At 56.0% G+C, this 17,229-nt stretch carries 14 protein-coding genes and 3 pseudogenes; 10 read left to right on the forward strand and 7 right to left on the reverse strand.

The features are described 5' to 3' along the window. Positions 1-6: 6 nt before the first annotated feature. The 9 genes from tssI (at position 7) to JFU47_RS07410 (ending at position 10,490) form a co-directional block, all read left to right on the forward strand. Positions 7-2,049, forward strand: coding sequence for a type VI secretion system Vgr family protein (gene tssI, locus JFU47_RS07370; protein WP_201182138.1), 2,043 nt, complete (start codon positions 7-9; stop codon positions 2,047-2,049). Beyond that, the gene (locus JFU47_RS07375; RefSeq protein ID WP_201182140.1) at positions 2,039-2,776 is read left to right on the forward strand and encodes a DUF4123 domain-containing protein; all 738 of its coding nucleotides are present in this window, start codon (positions 2,039-2,041) and stop codon (positions 2,774-2,776) included. Before tssI ends, JFU47_RS07375 begins: the two co-directional genes overlap by 11 nt. Further along, a complete protein-coding gene (locus JFU47_RS07380) occupies positions 2,776-7,476 on the forward strand; it encodes an RHS repeat-associated core domain-containing protein (protein WP_242485091.1) in 4,701 nt (1,566 codons plus the stop codon). The genes JFU47_RS07375 and JFU47_RS07380 overlap by 1 nt, the downstream gene beginning before the upstream one ends. Further along, positions 7,473-7,862: a hypothetical protein gene (locus tag JFU47_RS07385; protein WP_201182142.1), complete on the forward strand. Its 390-nt coding sequence runs from the start codon at positions 7,473-7,475 to the stop codon at positions 7,860-7,862. Before JFU47_RS07380 ends, JFU47_RS07385 begins: the two co-directional genes overlap by 4 nt. A gap of 141 nt (positions 7,863-8,003) precedes the next feature. Then, positions 8,004-8,354 carry a hypothetical protein gene (locus JFU47_RS07390; RefSeq protein ID WP_201182144.1) on the forward strand — a complete coding sequence of 117 codons (351 nt, stop codon included), beginning with the start codon at positions 8,004-8,006 and terminating at the stop codon, positions 8,352-8,354. Between the two features lie 273 nt (positions 8,355-8,627). Further along, positions 8,628-8,879: a DUF7716 domain-containing protein gene (locus JFU47_RS07395; RefSeq protein ID WP_242485092.1), complete on the forward strand. Its 252-nt coding sequence runs from the start codon at positions 8,628-8,630 to the stop codon at positions 8,877-8,879. A 289-nt stretch (positions 8,880-9,168) separates the two neighbouring features. Then, entirely contained in the window at positions 9,169-9,603 is a 435-nt protein-coding gene (locus JFU47_RS07400; protein WP_201182146.1) for an SMI1/KNR4 family protein, read from the forward strand. A 55-nt stretch (positions 9,604-9,658) separates the two neighbouring features. Then, complete coding sequence (locus JFU47_RS07405; RefSeq protein WP_207202875.1) at positions 9,659-9,928, forward strand: hypothetical protein; 270 nt, start codon at positions 9,659-9,661, stop codon at positions 9,926-9,928. Positions 9,929-9,992: 64 nt separating this feature from the next. Next, positions 9,993-10,490, forward strand: a complete 498-nt coding sequence (locus JFU47_RS07410; RefSeq protein ID WP_201182148.1) for a hypothetical protein — start codon at positions 9,993-9,995, stop codon at positions 10,488-10,490. A gap of 184 nt (positions 10,491-10,674) precedes the next feature. Here JFU47_RS07410 and JFU47_RS07415 read toward each other — a convergent pair. The 7 genes and pseudogenes from JFU47_RS07415 to JFU47_RS07445 all read right to left on the reverse strand — a co-directional run. Further along, positions 10,675-11,222: pseudogene (locus JFU47_RS07415) on the reverse strand (VanW family protein); the annotation flags it as partial. Positions 11,223-11,541: 319 nt separating this feature from the next. Then, positions 11,542-12,120: a hypothetical protein gene (locus JFU47_RS07420; RefSeq protein WP_201182150.1), complete on the reverse strand. Its 579-nt coding sequence runs from the start codon at positions 12,118-12,120 to the stop codon at positions 11,542-11,544. Between the two features lie 87 nt (positions 12,121-12,207). Further along, positions 12,208-12,375, reverse strand: a complete 168-nt coding sequence (locus JFU47_RS07425; protein ID WP_201182152.1) for a hypothetical protein — start codon at positions 12,373-12,375, stop codon at positions 12,208-12,210. A gap of 11 nt (positions 12,376-12,386) precedes the next feature. Continuing rightward, entirely contained in the window at positions 12,387-12,629 is a 243-nt protein-coding gene (locus JFU47_RS07430; protein ID WP_201182154.1) for a hypothetical protein, read from the reverse strand. Between the two features lie 63 nt (positions 12,630-12,692). Then, positions 12,693-13,757 (reverse strand): lipocalin-like domain-containing protein, encoded by a 1,065-nt coding sequence (locus JFU47_RS07435; RefSeq protein ID WP_201182156.1) that lies wholly within the window; start codon positions 13,755-13,757, stop codon positions 12,693-12,695. Next, positions 13,747-16,217: pseudogene (locus JFU47_RS07440) on the reverse strand (FtsX-like permease family protein). The gene JFU47_RS07435 and the pseudogene JFU47_RS07440 overlap by 11 nt, the downstream one beginning before the upstream one ends. Position 16,218: 1 nt before the next feature. Next, positions 16,219-16,887: an ABC transporter ATP-binding protein gene (locus JFU47_RS07445; RefSeq protein WP_201182158.1), complete on the reverse strand. Its 669-nt coding sequence runs from the start codon at positions 16,885-16,887 to the stop codon at positions 16,219-16,221. Positions 16,888-17,052: 165 nt separating this feature from the next. Here JFU47_RS07445 and JFU47_RS07450 point away from each other — a divergent pair. Further along, positions 17,053-17,229 (forward strand): annotated as a pseudogene (locus JFU47_RS07450) (type II toxin-antitoxin system RelE/ParE family toxin); the annotation flags it as partial.

The following is a 17,229-nucleotide window of genomic DNA, read 5'->3' on the forward strand; positions in this document are numbered from 1 at the left end:
CAAGGGATGTTCGCGCCGGCCAATCAAACTCACTTTGCCCTGACCATCGAAGGTCTTTCCAACGACTTCCAGGTTCTTTCCCTGCAAGGTCGGGAAGCCATCAGCCAGCCTTTTGTGTTTGAGGTGGAGCTGGTCAGTGAACAGCCGTCCCTGGACCTCGAGACCCTGCTGCACAAACCGGCCTTTTTGCAGCTCTCGCCTGACGGCAGCGGCATTCATGGCCAGATCTATCGCGCAGCCCAGGGTGATTCCGGCAAACGCCTGACCCGCTACGCGGTGACCCTGCGCCCGCACCTGTCTTACCTGGCGCACCGCATCAACCAACGCATCTTCCAGAACCTCACCGTGCCGAAAATCATCGGCAGCGTCCTCGAAGAGCACGGCATCCAAAGCAACGCCTATGAATTCAAAGTCGGGGCGATTTATCCCGAGCGCATTTACTGCGTTCAGTACGATGAATCGGACCTGCAGTTCGTTCAGCGTCTGTGCGAGGAAGAAGGTATCCACTACCACTTCCAGCACAGCGCCACCGCTCACAAGCTGGTGTTCGGCGATGACCAGACGGTGTTCCCGAAACTCGCACCCGTGGCCTACCAGCAAGACTCCGGCATGGTCGCCAACGACCCGGTGATTAAGCGCTTCGACCTGCGCCTGGAAACCCGCACCAGCCGCACCACCCGCCGCGACTACGACTTCGAAAAACCACGGCTGACGCTGGAAAGCGAAAACCGCGGCGACGCCCTGCCCGACCTCGAAGACTACGACTACCCCGGCCGCTTCATCGACCGCGAACGCGGCAAACACCTGGCCAAACGCGCCCTCGAACGTCACCGCAGCGACTTCCAGCTCGCCGAAGGCAAAAGCGATCAGCCGTTGCTGGTCAGCGGCCACTTCCTGGCCCTGACCCAACACCCGAAAGCCAAATGGAACGACCTGTGGCTACTCACCGAAATCCTCCACGAAGGCAAACAGCCGCAAGTGCTGGAAGAGTCGGTCACCAGCAGCACCACTAACCTGAAAGACGATTTCCACCAGGGCTACCGCAACCGCTTCCAGGCCACCCCGTGGGACGTGCCGAATCGCCCGCCGCTGACCCAGAAAAAGCCGCGCATCCTCGGCAGCCAAAGCGCCGTGGTCACCGGCCCAAAGGGTGAAGAGATCCACTGCGACCAATACGGCCGCGTCAAAGTGCAATTCCACTGGGACCGCGAAGGCCAGGCCGACGACAAGACCAGCTGTTGGCTGCGCGTCTCCTCCGCCTGGGCCGGCGCCCACTACGGCGGCATCGCCATCCCGCGGATTGGCATGGAAGTGCTGGTGTCGTTCCTCGAAGGCGATCCCGACCAACCGCTGATCAGCGGCTGCCTGTACCACAAGGAAAACGTCGTCCCGTACGCCCTGCCGGCGAACAAGACCCGCAGCACCTTCAAAACCCTGAGCTCCCCCGGTGGCGGCGGTTACAACGAACTGCGCATCGAAGACAAAAAGGGCCAGGAACAAATCTTTCTGCACGCCCAGCGCGACTGGGACGAAAACGTCGAGCACGACCAGAAAATCCGCGTCGGCAACGAACGCCACGACACCGTCGAGCAAAACAGCTACAGCGAATTCAAAGCCGAAGAACACCACACCGTCTACGCCGACCGCAAAGTCGAAACCCGCGCCAACGACCACCTCACCGTGGGCGTCAACCAGCACATCAAGGTTGGTACCGGGCAATTCATCGAAGCCGGGCAAGAGATCCACCTGAGCAGCGGCATGAAAGTCGTGCTCGAAGCGGGCAGTGAACTGACCCTCAAGGGTGGCGGCAGCTTCATCAAAATCGACGGCAGTGGTGTGACCCTGAGCGGGCCGGTGATCAACATGAACTCCGGGGGGAGTCCCGGCAACGGGACTGGCGCGGCACCACTGATGCCCGGCGCGCTAAAACAGGCTGATGCCGACAAGGCTGGCGCGGTACTGACGCCGGCGCAGATCAATACCCTCAAACGCAACGCGCCGTTCTGTGAAGAGTGCGAGAAATGCAAGGCAGGTGCTTGTGCGATCTGATCTTTTGACGCCGCAGGCCTGGTTGGCTGAACGGCCGTTGCAGGCTAATGAACGTCTTTATTTGATTGTCAGTGCGGCTAGCGATGCCGAGCCACTGAAGACGCTTTATCAGGTAGAGCCCACCACCCAAGTCACCCCGATTTGGGGCGGTACACCCTACGCAGCCTGGCAACCTGTGATGCCCTACCTCACCGAGATAAAACCCAACTCAAACTTCCTGCCGTGGATCGCCGAATCAGATGCGCAGGACTGGGGTTGGCTGGCGGTGTCCACCAGTGCGCCGGATGTGGTGTTTGAGCATCTGCGCAGCCTGACTCAAGTGCGGATGCCGGACGGGACCGAGGTGTTCTTCCGGTTTTGGGATGGGCGGCATATTTGTCCGATTCTTGAGGGATTGGGTGATACGGCGGGCGAAGTGCTGCCGGTGTTTGATCGGTATTTGATTAATGGGAAGAGTTTGGAGGTTGGGCCGAGAGTGGTGCCGCCGGCGAAGGACTGGCCTTGGTGGGAGGTGCCGAAGGGGTTGTTGGATGGCCTCGCCAAGCAGAACCCGTCAACCCTGATCGGCAACCTGATGCAATGGCTGGAAGAGGAACGTCCAGACATCTACGCCGCTTACCCAGAGAGCAACCTGAAGCTGAAAATCGCGCGCTTCGTGCGCCGCCCGGATGCTCCAAAAAAACTTAATGAAGCACTGTTAAACCACCTGATTCTGGAGCAAGGCTGATGGATCGCGTTGCCTTTGTTGATAACCAACTGAGCACGTTCAAGGACAGCTTGAAGCTGTATCAAGAACAGACCAAAACCTGGTACGCGAAAGCCGCCGATAAAGGCAGTCGAGCAACAGACCTGCCCTCCCTGCTGGGCATGGAGCGCGTGATAAAGGTCGGCAAAACCAGCAAATCAGTGAGCATGACCGATGGCGACTTCGCCTCGAACGTTGCCCAGTGCCCGCTCAAGGGGCCGCTGCTGATCGAGAGCAAATTCGAATCGGTGTATGACATTCCGCTGGGTGACATCGAAATCGAAATCGTTGCGGTAGAAGGCGGTGCAGTCAGCAAAGTCAAACTCGACGCCCAAGGCAAAGCCAGCTGGACGGGCGGTATTCCGGGCAAGTTCTACAAAATTCGTATCCACAACGAAGTGACGCCGGCTCAGATCGATGCCCTGTTCAAGTCCTATGACGGCCTGACCGGTCAACTGGAAGGGTTCCTGCGTAAGGAATGGGCCGGCTTCAAACCGCAATGGTCGAACAAGTCCGCCTCGGGGACCGCCATGGCGGTCGGCAACGGCATCCTTGAAGGCGGTTGGGAAGCAATCAAAGGCGTCTGGGACGGCATCAGCCTGGTGCTCGACATCCTGCAAGACCCGAGCAAGTTTGCGAAAGACCTCGGTGCTGGCACCCAAAAACTGGTAGCTCTGGCAAAAGAAGCGCCAGATGTCATGAAAAAAGCCATGCTGCTGGCCAGCGACGAGGCCGCGCTGTTCCTGATGGTACGCAGCGCCGTGATCTGGCTGGCCGGCCTGCCACCGATGAAGATGGCCGGTGACGCCGCAAAAATGACCACGGCGGCGGTCGTCGGCATCGCGATCGACATCGTCATATCGATCGTGCTGACCATTGCTGCGGAGGGTACCGGTGTCATCTACCTCGCCGCGCGTTTGAAAAAGTACGGCGAAATCATCATCAAGGCTGTGACCGGTTTTGTGGAGTCGGTGTTCAAGATCATCAAAGGCTTCATGGAGTACGTCGCGAAATACACCGCAGTGGCGGCTCGTGGTGTGACGGCTCAGGTGAAGAAAGGGGTGGCGCAGGTTCGTTTTGACGGGAAGAAAAATACAAAACTGGGCAAGGGCAAAACAGGCGACGACGCCTCCAGGCAAGCCAAGACACCTGCCGACAAAAGTGCTGAGCCCGCAGCCAAAACCTGCACCGACAAGTGCCCCGTATCGATGGTCACCGGTGAAGAGTTATTGACGCTCAATGATGGCCAGCTCGACGGGCTACTGCCATTTGAGTGGACACGTCTTTACCGAAGCAGCGCAGTGGAAATCGATTGCGGTCTGGGTTATGGCTGGAGCCATGCGCTGGCACACCGAGTCGAAATCAATGGTGACGAAGTCATCTGGACCGACCACGAAAACCGGGCGACACCATTTCCGCTTCCAAGCCAACAACGGCCGGCGATCACCAACAGCCTGTCACGGGCAGCGATTTTCATCGGTGACGACCCGTCGGAACTTGTCCTGGCTCAAGCCGGGAGCCGACCTTCCTTCTACCACTTCCGTTACAACAGCAAAGGCGCAACCCTGATCGCCATCAGCGACAGCTATGGCAATCGGTTGCACATCACCCGTGACATCCACGGCAGGATCAAACGCCTCGACAATGGCGCCGGTCGCGCCCTGCTCTTGCGATACGATCGCAAGCACATCATCGCCGTCGACTATCAACAGTTTATTCCCGCAGACAATCTGGAAGACGCCTGGAACACCCTCCAGACGCTGGTCACGTACAGCTATGACGCGCAGCACCGCCTGATTGAAGCGAAGAATGCTGCCGGTGAAGCCGAACACTATCGCTACAACGATCAGCACGTGATTCTTGAACGGCAACTGGCGGGTGGTGCGAGTTTCTTTTGGGAGTGGGAAAACGAAGGCAAATTGTCGCGCTGTGTTCATCACTGGGCGAGTTTCTCGCAGATGGAAGCGCATTACGTCTGGGACGATAAAGGCAGTGTCACCGTTACCAACGCCGATGGCAGCGAAGAGGTTTACACCCACGACGATAAAGCGCGACTTGTCAGCAAGATCGATCCCGACGGTGCCGAACACCTGAAGGCCTATGACGAAAAAGGTCAGTTGATCGCAGAAAAAGATCCATTAGGCGCCGTGACCGAATATCGGTACGACGAAGACGGCTTGATGACCGCCGTCATCCCCCCGAAAGATGAACCCGTTTCGTATGAATACAGCAACGGGTTCGTCAGCGATGTGCGCCGCGGCAAAGCCACCTGGAAGTATCAACGAAACAATCAGGGCGACATCACCCAACAGATTGACCCGGATGGTAATGCCACCCTCTATAGCTACGACCACCAAGGCCGCCTGCTGGAAATCCGTCACCCGGATGGCAGCCGCCATCAATTGGGATGGAACAACCTCGGCCAACTGCTGGAAGAGCGCCTGCCCGACAGCGGCCAGCGCAAGTACCGTTACGACGCCTTGGGCCGGCAGATCACCCGTCAGGAAGAAACCGGCGCCATCACCCACTACCAATGGGACGCCGCCAACCGCCTCGCACAAATCACCCTGCCCGGCGGTGCGACCCGCGCTTTCACTTACAACGCCTACGGCAAAGTCACTGCCGAACGCGATGAATTAGGCCGCGTTACCCGCTACGAGTACGCCGATGGCCTGCACCTGGTTAGCCGTCGCCTCAACCCGGACGGCAGTCAGCTTCGCTACCGCTACGACAACTCGCGCTTGCTGCTCACTGAGATCGAAAACGAACGTGGCGAGCATTACCACCTCGATTACTATCCCAACGGCCTGATCCAACAGGAAACTGGCTTCGACGGTCGTCGTACCGCCTACGAGTACGACCTCAATGGCCAGTTGCTGAAGAAAACCGAATTCGGCGACGACGGCAGTGAGTTGGTCACCGAATATCAACGTGATGCCGCTGGCCGCTTGCTGGTGAAGACCCTGGCCGATGGCGAGGAAATCCACTACAGCTACGACGCCCTCGGCCGCCTCGTGAACGTCGACGACGGCCACTGGCCCCTCGCTTACGAATACGATCTGCAAGACCGCCTCACCACCGAACACCAAGGCTGGGGCACCTTGCGTTACGAGTACGACAACCTCGGCCAACTGAGCCACTGCCGTCTCCCCGACGGCAGCAAACTCGACTACCGTCACCAATCCGGTGGCCGCCTGAGCAGCATCGACCTCAACGGCTCGCGCCTGACCACGCACCAGTTCAACGCCGGTCGCGAACAGCAGCGCCAACAAGGTTTGCTGCTCAGCCAATACCAGTACGACGAACAGGGTCGGTTGCAAGCCCACACCGTCAGCCAGCAGGAACGCAACCTGTTCCACCGCCGCTACGCCTACGATGCCAATGGCAACCTCGCGGGCATCGACGACAGCCGCAAAGGCAATCGCAGCTATCACTACGATCCACTCGATCGCTTGATCAATGTCCGTGGCACCACCCCGGAAAGCTTCGCCCATGACCCGGCGGGCAACCTCCTCGGCCAAGGCGACCAGCCAACCGCGAACCTGGCCAACGTCAAAGGCAACCGCCTGCTCATGCAGGGCGACCGTCACTATGACTACGACGCCCACGGCAACCTGATCCGCGAACGCCGTGGCACCGGGCAGAAACTCGTTACCGAGTACCGTTACGACTGCCAACATCGCCTGATCGGCGTCAGCCTACCCGGCGGTAGCAGTGCAAGCTACCAGTACGACGCCTTTGGCCGTCGCATCGCCAAAACCGTCGATGGCCACACCACCGAATTCCTGTGGCAAGGCGAACGCCTCATCGCAGAAAGCGGCGACAATCGCTATCGCAGTTACATCTACGAACCCGGCAGCTTCCGCCCGCTGGCCATGCTCGATGGCGAAGGCCCACTGAAAGCCACCCCGTTCTACTACCAACTCGACCACCTCGGCACGCCACAGGAACTCACCGACTACAGCGGCGAGATCATGTGGTCGGCGAAATACCGCGCCTACGGCAACCTCGCCACCCTCGAGATCGCCGAAATCGAAAACCCGCTGCGCTTTCAGGGTCAGTATTTCGATGCGGAAACGGGCTTACACTACAATCGGCATCGCTACTACAATCCAGGCACTGGACGGTTTTTGACGCCGGATCCGATCAAGCTTGCGGGTGGGTTGAATAACTACCAGTACGTGCCTAACCCTACGGGGTGGGTGGATCCGTTAGGGTTGAATGGATGCCCTGGGGCAGGAGATAAGGCAGATCCCTCGGTAAACCCCGCAGGTAAAGCCAAGGTTGAGACAAAAGAACCGCCAGTACCCGATGTTCCATGGTCAAGCCCTTCCGTAAAGCGTGCTTCAGATCAACTCGACCAAGGAGCCCGAGATGTAACGGTCAATAGCCGGGCGGAGGCCGAAGAGCTTTTCAGGGGGAAATATGTCGGCAAAGGTTATAGAAATGCTGAAGAGTTTAATTCCGTGACGGCAAAAGACTATTTTGAAACACCCACAGGAAAAGAGTCATACTATCACTGGGATGACACTCCTGTTTCGGACATAGATAGCAGAAAAGTTTACATGGCAAACCATAGCCCTAGCGACCCTCACGCTGCATTACCACATTTGCAACTACATCCAAAAGACAGCAAAGTGATTCGTATCTATTGGCCAAATCAATTTGCGGGGCAAAAATGAACGACCAAAAAATTATTCCGCGAAGCGTATGGTACGGGCTCGAAGGTACAGGCTACGACAAAATCGCACAAGAAGTAAAATCTGAAGACCCTTCACTGCGTAAATGGGTTGCCATATATGCAATCTATAAGTTTGAATTTTCACCAGATGACCCCTTTCAATATTACGACTTCATAAGCGACTCAAAGAACTCACGCTACGCAGTAATTGAGTTTTCAATACCGATTAACACAATAGAAATAAGTGACGGCATTGATGACCGAGACATCACAGCCATCAAACTTGAAACAATGAATTCGGAAGAAGACATAAATATTTTCCTCAAAAAAAATCACATTTCTCCGGAACTTTTTACACCGCCATGGCGATGCGACTACCCCTTGTAATCTTAGAAACAAAGGGGACAGACTTATTTCCCACACAATCACAAAAGTAAATCCGTCCCCTTTTGATTGCACGGTGGTAGCTTCCAAAACGAGACCAAAGGAAAACCACTTAACCCATTGGTACCCGAGGATTTTTGAGCCATGACTAAGATAAGTATTGCTTCTGCAGCCCCCACTAGCGACCTTGAAGTGGCCAAATTCCTGCACCAACGATTTAAAATGTCGCTGATTGGTTCACAAAAAAAGCTCGCCATGGGGGATAAAGGTTTTTTTTACACGTGTGACCTCTATCAAAATGATCATGTTGAGCGCGACAAGGATATTCGCGACATAATTACCTTCTTCAATAAAAAGAAACTTCCACTGCTGCTCCTGGAAATCGAAGACGAACAGGAATGGGGGGATTTAGATATAGACAACCTTAGTCAGCATTCAATATCTGAAGAGGAACTGCTAAACGCTCTGGACTCATCTAAAGGACTTTACGAATAACCGAGCCCTTTCTTCATACTTAAACACCTTGCTGGCCTTTAAAAAGGGGACTGATTTATTTTCATAGATAATAAATCAGTCCCCTTTTTTCTCGAAAGGCGCCCATGCAAGGTCAAAACCACACCCTCTTTTAACTTGGCTTCATGACGCCTGTCGTGAGGGGGTTTTGCAACCCATCCCAACGGTTCAGCACAGATTCGGGGAGTGGTTGCTGATGTGCTACATCCAGGACAAAAAGGTGGGATGGAGCTTTGAGGAGGCGGTCGAAAATAAATGGCAAACCAAATGAAAAAAATAAAATTTGCTGATGTTTTTTCTAATGCTGAGAACCTAGACTGGGAAGACGCACTTTATTTACCAAAAAACAAAGAAGAATGGGATCTGAATTGCGAAGCGATTATCGAAAATCCGGACAATTTCGAAGATCATGATGCGAATAACAATCCAGTAGATATTTCGAAAATCAATTACAGGCATGTATTACTTTGCGACGACCTATCATCTATTATAAAAAAACTTACATGAGCAGAGCGCCTCGTATGATTTGGATATGGCCTACAAAGCATTTATTTTTTACTTCGAGAATGACAGGTTTATAAAATTGAAGTCTTAAGTTTAAACAATCGATTGTTTGGTTTCTATGTATCTCTTGCCGTCGTTATTGGCAGTGCATTAGAACAAGGGGACAGATTTATTTTTCACGCAATCACAAAAATAAATCTGTCCCCTTTTGGTACTTTACCCTCACAAGGGCTCCGTAAGCCAATATGAAGCGCATCACGACGTAGAATATAAACGCTAGGAGAATTTGCAAATGAATTTACAGGACCAAAAGCCACCAGTAACAGACTCAGACATAAAAAACTCAGAACAACAACTAAATATAAAATTTCCAAAAGAATTCAAGGAGTTCTACAAAATAAACAACGGAGGCCACTCTGAGGTAAATTTGTTTGAGCTTAAAGGTAACGGATATAAGATAAACGAATTCCTACCTTTGAAATATGGGGGCGACACTATCGAGTCGACCTACAAAGAGACATTCGTTGACAACTCATTAATGCCGAAAAACCTTGTTCCCTTCGCTGCTGATGCGGGAGGGGACTATTTTTGTTTCTGCATCAAAGAAAATGAATATGGCAATATTTATTTCTATGAATCCGAATACTACGACAACCCTATCAGATCACATGTTTTTTTAGCTAACTCGCTCTCGGAGTTCCTAGAAAAGCTTGTAGTTGATATTTAGAAAAATAGAGAAAAATAGGGGACACCCATTAGCCGAATATTGACTGGAGCCCTTTTTGAAAAAGATATTCAACGACACACAAATCAATACAGATGAGCGCTTCACGATCGGCATCGAAGAGGTATCAGGAAAACATTATGTTTCGATACCCGTGAGCAATCGTATGGTGGACTACGATGAGCACTATCAGACAGATAGAGCCTCTTATAATTTGTACCTAACCAACTCAACCGCCGCGCTGGAGTTTGTTAAGCGTTGCAGGAATCGCGAGTTAGACAAGTTACTCTTTTTCAAACCGGGAACAGATCGTGGAACACCCTCATAAAAACCCCAAAAAAATGGATGACTTACACTGAGCGGCTTTGGATATTCAACAATCAGGACACCATGTGAACAAACACACAATCACCCTTTCAAACGGCTGGATAGCCGAATTTGAAAACCAAGGCGAATTCAGAATGTCGGCCGAAGGCTGGAATCTGGTTTTGCAAGGACCGAATCAAAAAAGTATCCAATATTTCAAAGACAAGATCGTCGTCGTAAATGACGACGACGGCGTTCAGGCCAAATCGTGTATCCGCCTTTCAAGCGACGGCGTTTACGGCTATTTGACCACGGGACTGGATCACGGCTGGGTGATTGACTTTGCGCGAGGCATGATCGCTCCGCATCGCGTAACGATCTCTCACCGCCACGACGGTTACGATGAAAGCATCTCGATGTACGAACAACCTGCCTTCAAACGCGCGCGCCAGTATATAAGCGTGACAGGCAAGCATATTTATCTGACGTTCCCATTCACCAAGGATGAGGATTTCCCCGAGGTCTGGGAGGAATACCTGCTGATTCGGAGACGACAACTGGATGAGCTTTATTTCAGGAACTGAATCGTCAATATTGTTGCAATACTGCCGCTGCAATCTCAGCGAGCAGTTTTGACAGACCGAACACGATCAAGGCATGCAAACGCCGCTTTGCGGTTCCGTTGATTCAAGAGCTTCACCATGAAAATTTTTCCACCCGACGCCCCCAAAAAAATGGGCGATCTAATGATCGCCCGTTTTATGCATTTCAAGTCAGCAAACTCTCCTCAACCTCATACTTAACCACCACCCGATTCGTATAAAGCCGCTCACTCTTCAACACCTGACTCTCCTGCCCCTTGCTCCTGACTTCCCGCCATATCTCGTTCTCCCGAAAAACCCGCCCACCGTCTCGCACAAACCGATGCCCAAGTTGATAAACGTGATACCGAATCTCTCTCACCTGATCGCTCAACAACTCCCCTTCCAACTGTGCCCCTCGTCAGGAAAGGGCTCGAAGCTGTGGTTCGACCATTCAACCACGACCAATGGCGAGTGAATCGCCATCCTGTGAATCAGGTTGCTCAGTTGGCAGATCCCGCCGCCAATGCCGCTACGGGTTTCACCAAATGACAGCTCCATGCCTTCGACATAACCACGTTTGCAAAAATACTCGCCATGGCCGATGACGACGCCGTCCATCGAAGCGACGGTCAGTTTCAGGTTGATGACTTTGTTGTGTTGCAGGGCGAGATCGGAGTTGCCGAGTTTGCGGATCAGTTTGGAGGTGTGCTTGAGGTAGCGGAGTGGCAAACGGGAGGCGGTGTTCAGGGGAACAACGTATTGCTGCAAGTGTGTATCGCACGTCGATAAGGTGTTCGCCCAGTGTAATGGCCTGGCAATCCATGCACCGGTAAAGAGCCCTGACACTGGGCGAACGGGAAGTATTTTAATAGAAAGTTTCGAATATGTCCGCGTATATGAACATGAAATTTATCGAAACAACATTGATTAAATGTCGGCTTAAATACTATTTAAAGACCGCCAAAACTCACCAGTTAGACCATTAAAACTGATTGTTCTTATACAGAAAAGTTGTACAAGAACAATCAACCTATAGAGCTAATACTCAACCTCAGTGCTTGCTGGTCACTGTCAATATGTCGGTATAGGTCACAACGACACTCTGTCCAACTTTCAGATCTTTCAATTTCGCTTGAACTTCGGGTCTTACGACGTCAACAGTCTTGGACTGGCCGGCGGGGTTTTCGAAGGTGACCTGGTTTTTCTTCACGTCGATTTTGGTGATTTTCAGTTGGACCTGCACCTGACGGTAGGCTTCGCCGCCAGGGTTGTCGCTGCCAGGAGCTGCGCGAACTTCGCCAGCGCGTTCGACGGTGCCTGGAAGGCCTTTGTCGACATCGGTGTCGAGGTAGGCGGCGACAGAGCTAGTGACCGTGACATCGACTTGGTCGCCGACTTTCAAATTACCGAGGTTTTTGGCCTTGTCGGTCAATTGCACATGGACCTGACGACCTTCCGGCCCTTCAAGTACAACCTGATGGTTGGCAGCATCGACCGAGACAACTTTGGTGGTGACCTGATCCGCCTCCACAACGGCGGACAGCGGGATGTCCGCAGCCATGGCGCTAAGGCTGGCGGCAGACAGCAGGGTCGCAAGGGTGATGGCTTTGGTCAGTGCGTGAAGTTTCATAAGCGGTACATTCCCTGTGAATTGGAGGCAGCAACGAGCGCTGAACCACCGTCCAGCGCCCTCTGCGCAGATGAGCATAGACGCTGATCAGGGAGTCTTCGCAGTTTCTTGTGCGGTGGATTCGCCGCTGTCGGTGCCCTTGCCGCTTTCCTTGCGCCGGGTCGGATCGGTCGGGCGCAGCGCGTCGTTGTCGCGCTCGACTTCACCCGGTGGCCGCGGTTCGTCAGGGTGTTCAGTGGGGGTGATCGGTTTCATGTGGGTTCTCCTCAAGCCTCGGGATCGTCGACCTCTTGGGCGACGTTCACGGCAGGCGAATCTTTATGGGATTGATCGGCCTTGGCCTTCAAGGCTTGCCATTGTTCGAGGTCGATGGCGCCCTGCCCCAGCAAGTCGTCGGCCACCCGCAGCAGTTCGGCGTAATGGGCGTCGGGGGACTGCTGCCAGTAGGCCTTGTCTTCGAACAGCCGCTGCCACGAATCAAGGTCAGGCGGTTTCAGGTCTTCACTCATGGCGGGCTCCTGTGAATGGGCTTCCTAAAATTAGGAGGCCATCGCTCTGCCGAGAGTTCCGACTCAATACCCGGTCATTTCCAGATAACCCTGCCCACCATGGCTGCCGCTCAATTGCACCGGCCCTTCCCAATAGGGAATGCGCAAAGCCATCCACGCATTGGGATTGAGCGCGCTGATCGTGATGTCGAGGTGTTTGTCGGGGATTTTGATTGACCAGCGCACCGGCATAGAGCGTCCGGCGACGTTGGCGGTGTCTTGCGGTGTGAGGCTGATGTCGGCGGCATGCAGTAGCTGCGTCTGGCCCTGAGCGTCGATCCAGGTGCCGGTGAGGTAAGGCGCGCCGTCCTTCTGCCGCATGCGGTACAGCATCACCTGCTCGCCGCTGTCCATGTGCAGGGAAAACCAGTCCCAGCCTGTCTGGTTGGCGGTCAGGGGCTGGCTGCTCCACTCGCGGTCGAGCCAGGCAGGACCACTGACTTGATGGGTTTTGCCGTCGATTTCCAGCGTGCCGCGGGCCTGAAAAAACGGCTGACTGTAGTAATACGACGCCTGCCCTTGTTCAGATTTCTGGCTGAAGCCTTTGTCGCCTTGAAGCACCAGGGGACGCGTGGAGGTCAGCCGCAGTTGATAGCCAAAATCCTTGTCCCGGGCGCTGAGTTGAAGATCCGCCATAGGGTCGGAACCCTGACTGCTGAAACGCCAATCATCGATCCACGCGTTGAACGGCGCGAGACTCACACCGGCCTGACCAACGCCGCCACGGGCGTAACGTTCAGCGGCGTGATGCACCGTCGCTGACGTCACGGCCGCGTGGCCAAGCCAGATAATTTGATTGCCCCAGCCGGCCACTTCGGGCGTCGCTTTCAAGGCGCTACGAAAGAGCGTCCATTGCGCGCCGAACTCGCGCCCCTGATCGTCCTTGAGGTTGGCAGTGACGTACCACCATTCGATGCGAAAACCGTCATGAGGACCGTGATCCGCCGGAAAGCTGAACTCCCGACCGGGCACCACCGGCGTAAACGCGGCGGCCTGATGACCCAGCCCCGCGAAGCCTTTCTCAACCGGCGCCGGGTTATCGCAGCCGCTCAATAACGCCAACAGCAACACACCGACCTTAATCTTCATGAGCAAACGTCCTCAGCAGATCCGCCGGTTGCGTGCGGTACAGCGAGTACAGCGGCCACGCCGACGCCAATAAAGTCGCCAGCAGCGCCAACCCCATCAACTGCAACAGCTGCAGCGGAAACACCCGCAGCGGCAAGCGCCAGCCGAAGGCCTGGACGTTGATCACCGTGTCCAGGCACCACGCCAGCGCGATCCCCAACGGCAACGCCAGCACCAGGGTCAGCACCGCCAGCAACCAGGTCTGCCCGAGATTGAGCAGCATCAATTGCCGGCGAGTCACGCCGAGCGCCCACAGGGGGCGAGTTGCCCGAGGCGGCTCTGGCTTTGCGTCAACAGGCTGATGAACAACGCCACACCTGCGACACAGAGGGTCAGGCTGTTGAGCGCGGCGGTCGCGGCAAAGGTGCGTTCGAACACTTGTGTGGACCAACCCTTGAGCCGGGCCTGGTCGACGATGCGGCTGTCCTCCAGGGTGAAGCGTGTTTGCAGCGCGGTCTGAAAGGCAGGGATCAACGTCGGTTCGATGCGCAGGTTGAAACGGCTGGGTGTCAACTGCGGCCAGCCGCGCAGCAGATGGTGGACGTTGGCCAGAATGTGGCCCTTTGGATTGCCGTAATCGGCGTAGATGCCGACGATCCGTGGCGACCATGTGCCATTGGGTGTGGGAATCGTCAGGTGATCGCCAAGGCGCACCTTCAGCCGACGGGCCAGTTGTTCGCTGAGCATCAGTGCGTCGTCCTTGGCCAGTCGGTCCCAAGGGTTGTCGCCCAAGGCTTCCAGCAGCGGCCAATGCTGGCGATACGTCGGGTGATCGATCACGCCGAAGACGTCCGCCGGCCAGCCTTGCAACTGGATCGACACTTGCCAGCTGGGCAGCACCGCCGTGAGTCCGGGTTGCTGCTTGAGCCAGGTTTGCAGCTCTCTGGCCTGGGCTGGATTTCGCGGGTTAACGTACAGTTCGGCGGTCAGGCGTTGTTCGAGCCAATCGCTGAAGGTCTGACGAAAACCGGCCGTCATGCTGCCCGCTCCAATGTTTGCCGCCAGTGCCAACAACAGCGCCATCAGCGCCAGGCTCAGGGCCGGCAGTTGCTGACGGCAGTCGGCGAGAAACCATTGGCCGAGCACCGAGCGACTGCGATGCAGCACCCGGTTCAACACCCAGTTGAGCACCACCGGCAACGCCAGCGCAGCGCCGATCAACAGTGCCGCCATCAGCACGAAGCCACTACCCAGGCTGTCGCCAAAGATCAACGCCAGCAGTGCGATCACCGCGGCGATCACGGCAACCCAACCCTGACGCCGCAACCAGCGCGCGTGAGCCTGATGCCAGGCTTGCGGATCGGCCAGGGCCAGCAAAGGCAGGCGCGCGGCCCGCAACAAGCTGTTGGCCCCCGCCAACAACGCGCCCAACAGACTCAGGCCGACGCCGCTGAGCCACCACCACGGACTGAGGCTCAACTGCCCCGCCACTTCCGCGCCGTACAACCCGCGCAGGCTCGCAGCGACATCCGGCAACAGCACGCTGGCCAGCAGGTAGCCGCTGGCGACGCCGACCAGCCCGCCGATCAACGCCAGACCGCCCAGTTCAACCGCCAGACAGGCAATCAGCATCCGTGCGCTAACACCGCAGGCACGCAGGGTTCTGAGCAAGCCACGGCGTTGTTCCAGCGCCAGGCCGATCGCGGCGTGGACGATGAACAGGCCGACCACGAAGGAGAGAAAACCCAGCGCATCGAGGTTCAGGTGAAAGCTTTCGGTGAGGCGCGACAAATTGTTCTCTTCGCCGCTGGTTTTGAGCTGCAGCTGGCCTTTGAATTGATCAGGCAGGGGCGCGGTGAAATCCTTCGGCAGCAGCAGGCGTGACAGCTGATCCGGCAGGCCGAGAATCTGCTGGGCGAAGCCGATGTCCACCAACAACACACCGGGGGCCATATCGGGTTGAGCATGCAGCGGCGGCAAGGCCTGACCACTCAACGTCAGCGGGCGTTCGCCCTCCTGCAGACCCAGTGCCTGCAACGTCTGCGGCGAAATCCAGGTACTGCCCGGCGGGCTGAAAAACTCGACAACCTGCTCAATCGGCAACGCCTGCCCGGCCACAGAGGAACCGGCGGGCAGCGACACCGGCTCGATGCCCATCAACTGCAAGCGCTGGTCGTCATGCCCCTTGAGCGTCACCCGACCTTGCAGGACCGGCGACACCGGCCAACCCGCACGGCGCAGGTCGACAAACACTTGCTGGGAAAAGGTTGCGCCGTTGGGCGAACTGAGGCTGGCCTGGGGTTCGCCGCCAATCAACTGACTGGCCCGGGCATAGCTTTCACGCGCCTGGCTGTTCAGCGCCTGCACACCGGTCAGCAGGCTGGTGGCGAGCCAGAGCCCGGTCAGCACACTGAAAAACTGCACCGGGTGCTGCCGCCAATGACTGAGCAGCGCCCGCAGCGTCTCGCGAAAGACCCGCACCTCAGCGCTCGCCCGCGCCAGCCAGACGACCACAGTGGAGCACCACTTTTTCGGCCAGCCGCGCGGCAACCCGTGAGCTGTGGGTGACCATCAACAAAGTGGTGGGACTGTCGTCGAGCAACTCCAGCAACAACTTCAAGACCTCATCGCTGGTGGCTTCATCGAGGCTGCCGGTGGGTTCGTCGGCCAGCAACAGTTTGGGTTGCGAAGCCAGGGCCCGGCCCAGCGCGACCCGTTGCTGCTGGCCGCCGGACAGCTGTTCCGGATAACGCTGCAGCAAATCAGTCAAGCCCAGACGTTGCACCAGATGCGCCTGCCAGCGCGGGTCATGGCGACCCGCCAGGCGTGCCTGGAACGCCAGATTGTCCTCCACGCGCAAACTGCCGATCAGGTTGAACTGCTGAAACACCAGGCCGATTTCGGTGCGCCGCCAGTTCGCCAGTTGCCCTTCGTTCATCTGCTCCAGCCGATGTTCGCCGCTGCGGATGCTGCCGCGATCGACCTTGTCCAGCCCGGCAATCAGGTGCAGCAAAGTGCTCTTGCCACTGCCCGACTCCCCCATCAACGCCAGGCTGCTGCCGGGTTTCAAGGTGAGGTCGACACCTTGCAGAACCGCTAATGGGCCCTGGGGAGTGGCGTAGCTTTTGAAGACGCCTTGGACCGAAAGCATGGGGAAAACCGTTCGATGTGCGTGGAGCAAGGATAGCGGACGGTAGCGGCACCGCGAATAGACCCGCTCGGATACCCCCATAGCCCACACGCTTAAGGGAAAAAACATACATAACGAAGGAATTGCCTGACTGGTCATTCGTATCCAGATAGATACATTTGAGTAATGAATTATCTTATTCAACAAACTATGATCTTCGCGGCATGGCATGCCTCAATTCGTGACTTGCGGGCGAAGTTAGCCATCGCTCGTCGCATTGATCGTGCCTCTGCGGGTAATCTGGGCGATATCAAACCGGTGGGTGATGGTGTTTCCGAAATGCGCGTGGACGTCGGTGCAGGC

It is taken from the genome of Pseudomonas sp. TH39(2020) (assembly GCF_016650715.1).
In the GTDB taxonomy this organism is placed as follows: domain Bacteria; phylum Pseudomonadota; class Gammaproteobacteria; order Pseudomonadales; family Pseudomonadaceae; genus Aquipseudomonas; species Aquipseudomonas mandelii_C.

Bases quoted from the DNA above. Each gene is read 5' to 3' on its own strand.
- JFU47_RS07425 (WP_201182152.1), bottom strand. From the start codon at position 12,375: ATGAAACCGATCACCCCCACTGAACACCCTGACGAACCGCGGCCACCG.
- JFU47_RS07430 (WP_201182154.1), bottom strand. From the start codon at position 12,629: ATGAGTGAAGACCTGAAACCGCCTGACCTTGATTCGTGGCAGCGGCTG.
- tssI (WP_201182138.1), top strand. From the start codon at position 7: ATGTTCGCGCCGGCCAATCAAACTCACTTTGCCCTGACCATCGAAGGT.
- JFU47_RS07435 (WP_201182156.1), bottom strand. From the start codon at position 13,757: ATGAAGATTAAGGTCGGTGTGTTGCTGTTGGCGTTATTGAGCGGCTGC.
- JFU47_RS07380 (WP_242485091.1), top strand. From the start codon at position 2,776: ATGGATCGCGTTGCCTTTGTTGATAACCAACTGAGCACGTTCAAGGAC.
- JFU47_RS07390 (WP_201182144.1), top strand. From the start codon at position 8,004: ATGACTAAGATAAGTATTGCTTCTGCAGCCCCCACTAGCGACCTTGAA.
- JFU47_RS07400 (WP_201182146.1), top strand. From the start codon at position 9,169: ATGAATTTACAGGACCAAAAGCCACCAGTAACAGACTCAGACATAAAA.
- JFU47_RS07385 (WP_201182142.1), top strand. From the start codon at position 7,473: ATGAACGACCAAAAAATTATTCCGCGAAGCGTATGGTACGGGCTCGAA.
- JFU47_RS07420 (WP_201182150.1), bottom strand. From the start codon at position 12,120: ATGAAACTTCACGCACTGACCAAAGCCATCACCCTTGCGACCCTGCTG.
- JFU47_RS07395 (WP_242485092.1), top strand. From the start codon at position 8,628: ATGGCAAACCAAATGAAAAAAATAAAATTTGCTGATGTTTTTTCTAAT.
- JFU47_RS07445 (WP_201182158.1), bottom strand. From the start codon at position 16,887: ATGCTTTCGGTCCAAGGCGTCTTCAAAAGCTACGCCACTCCCCAGGGC.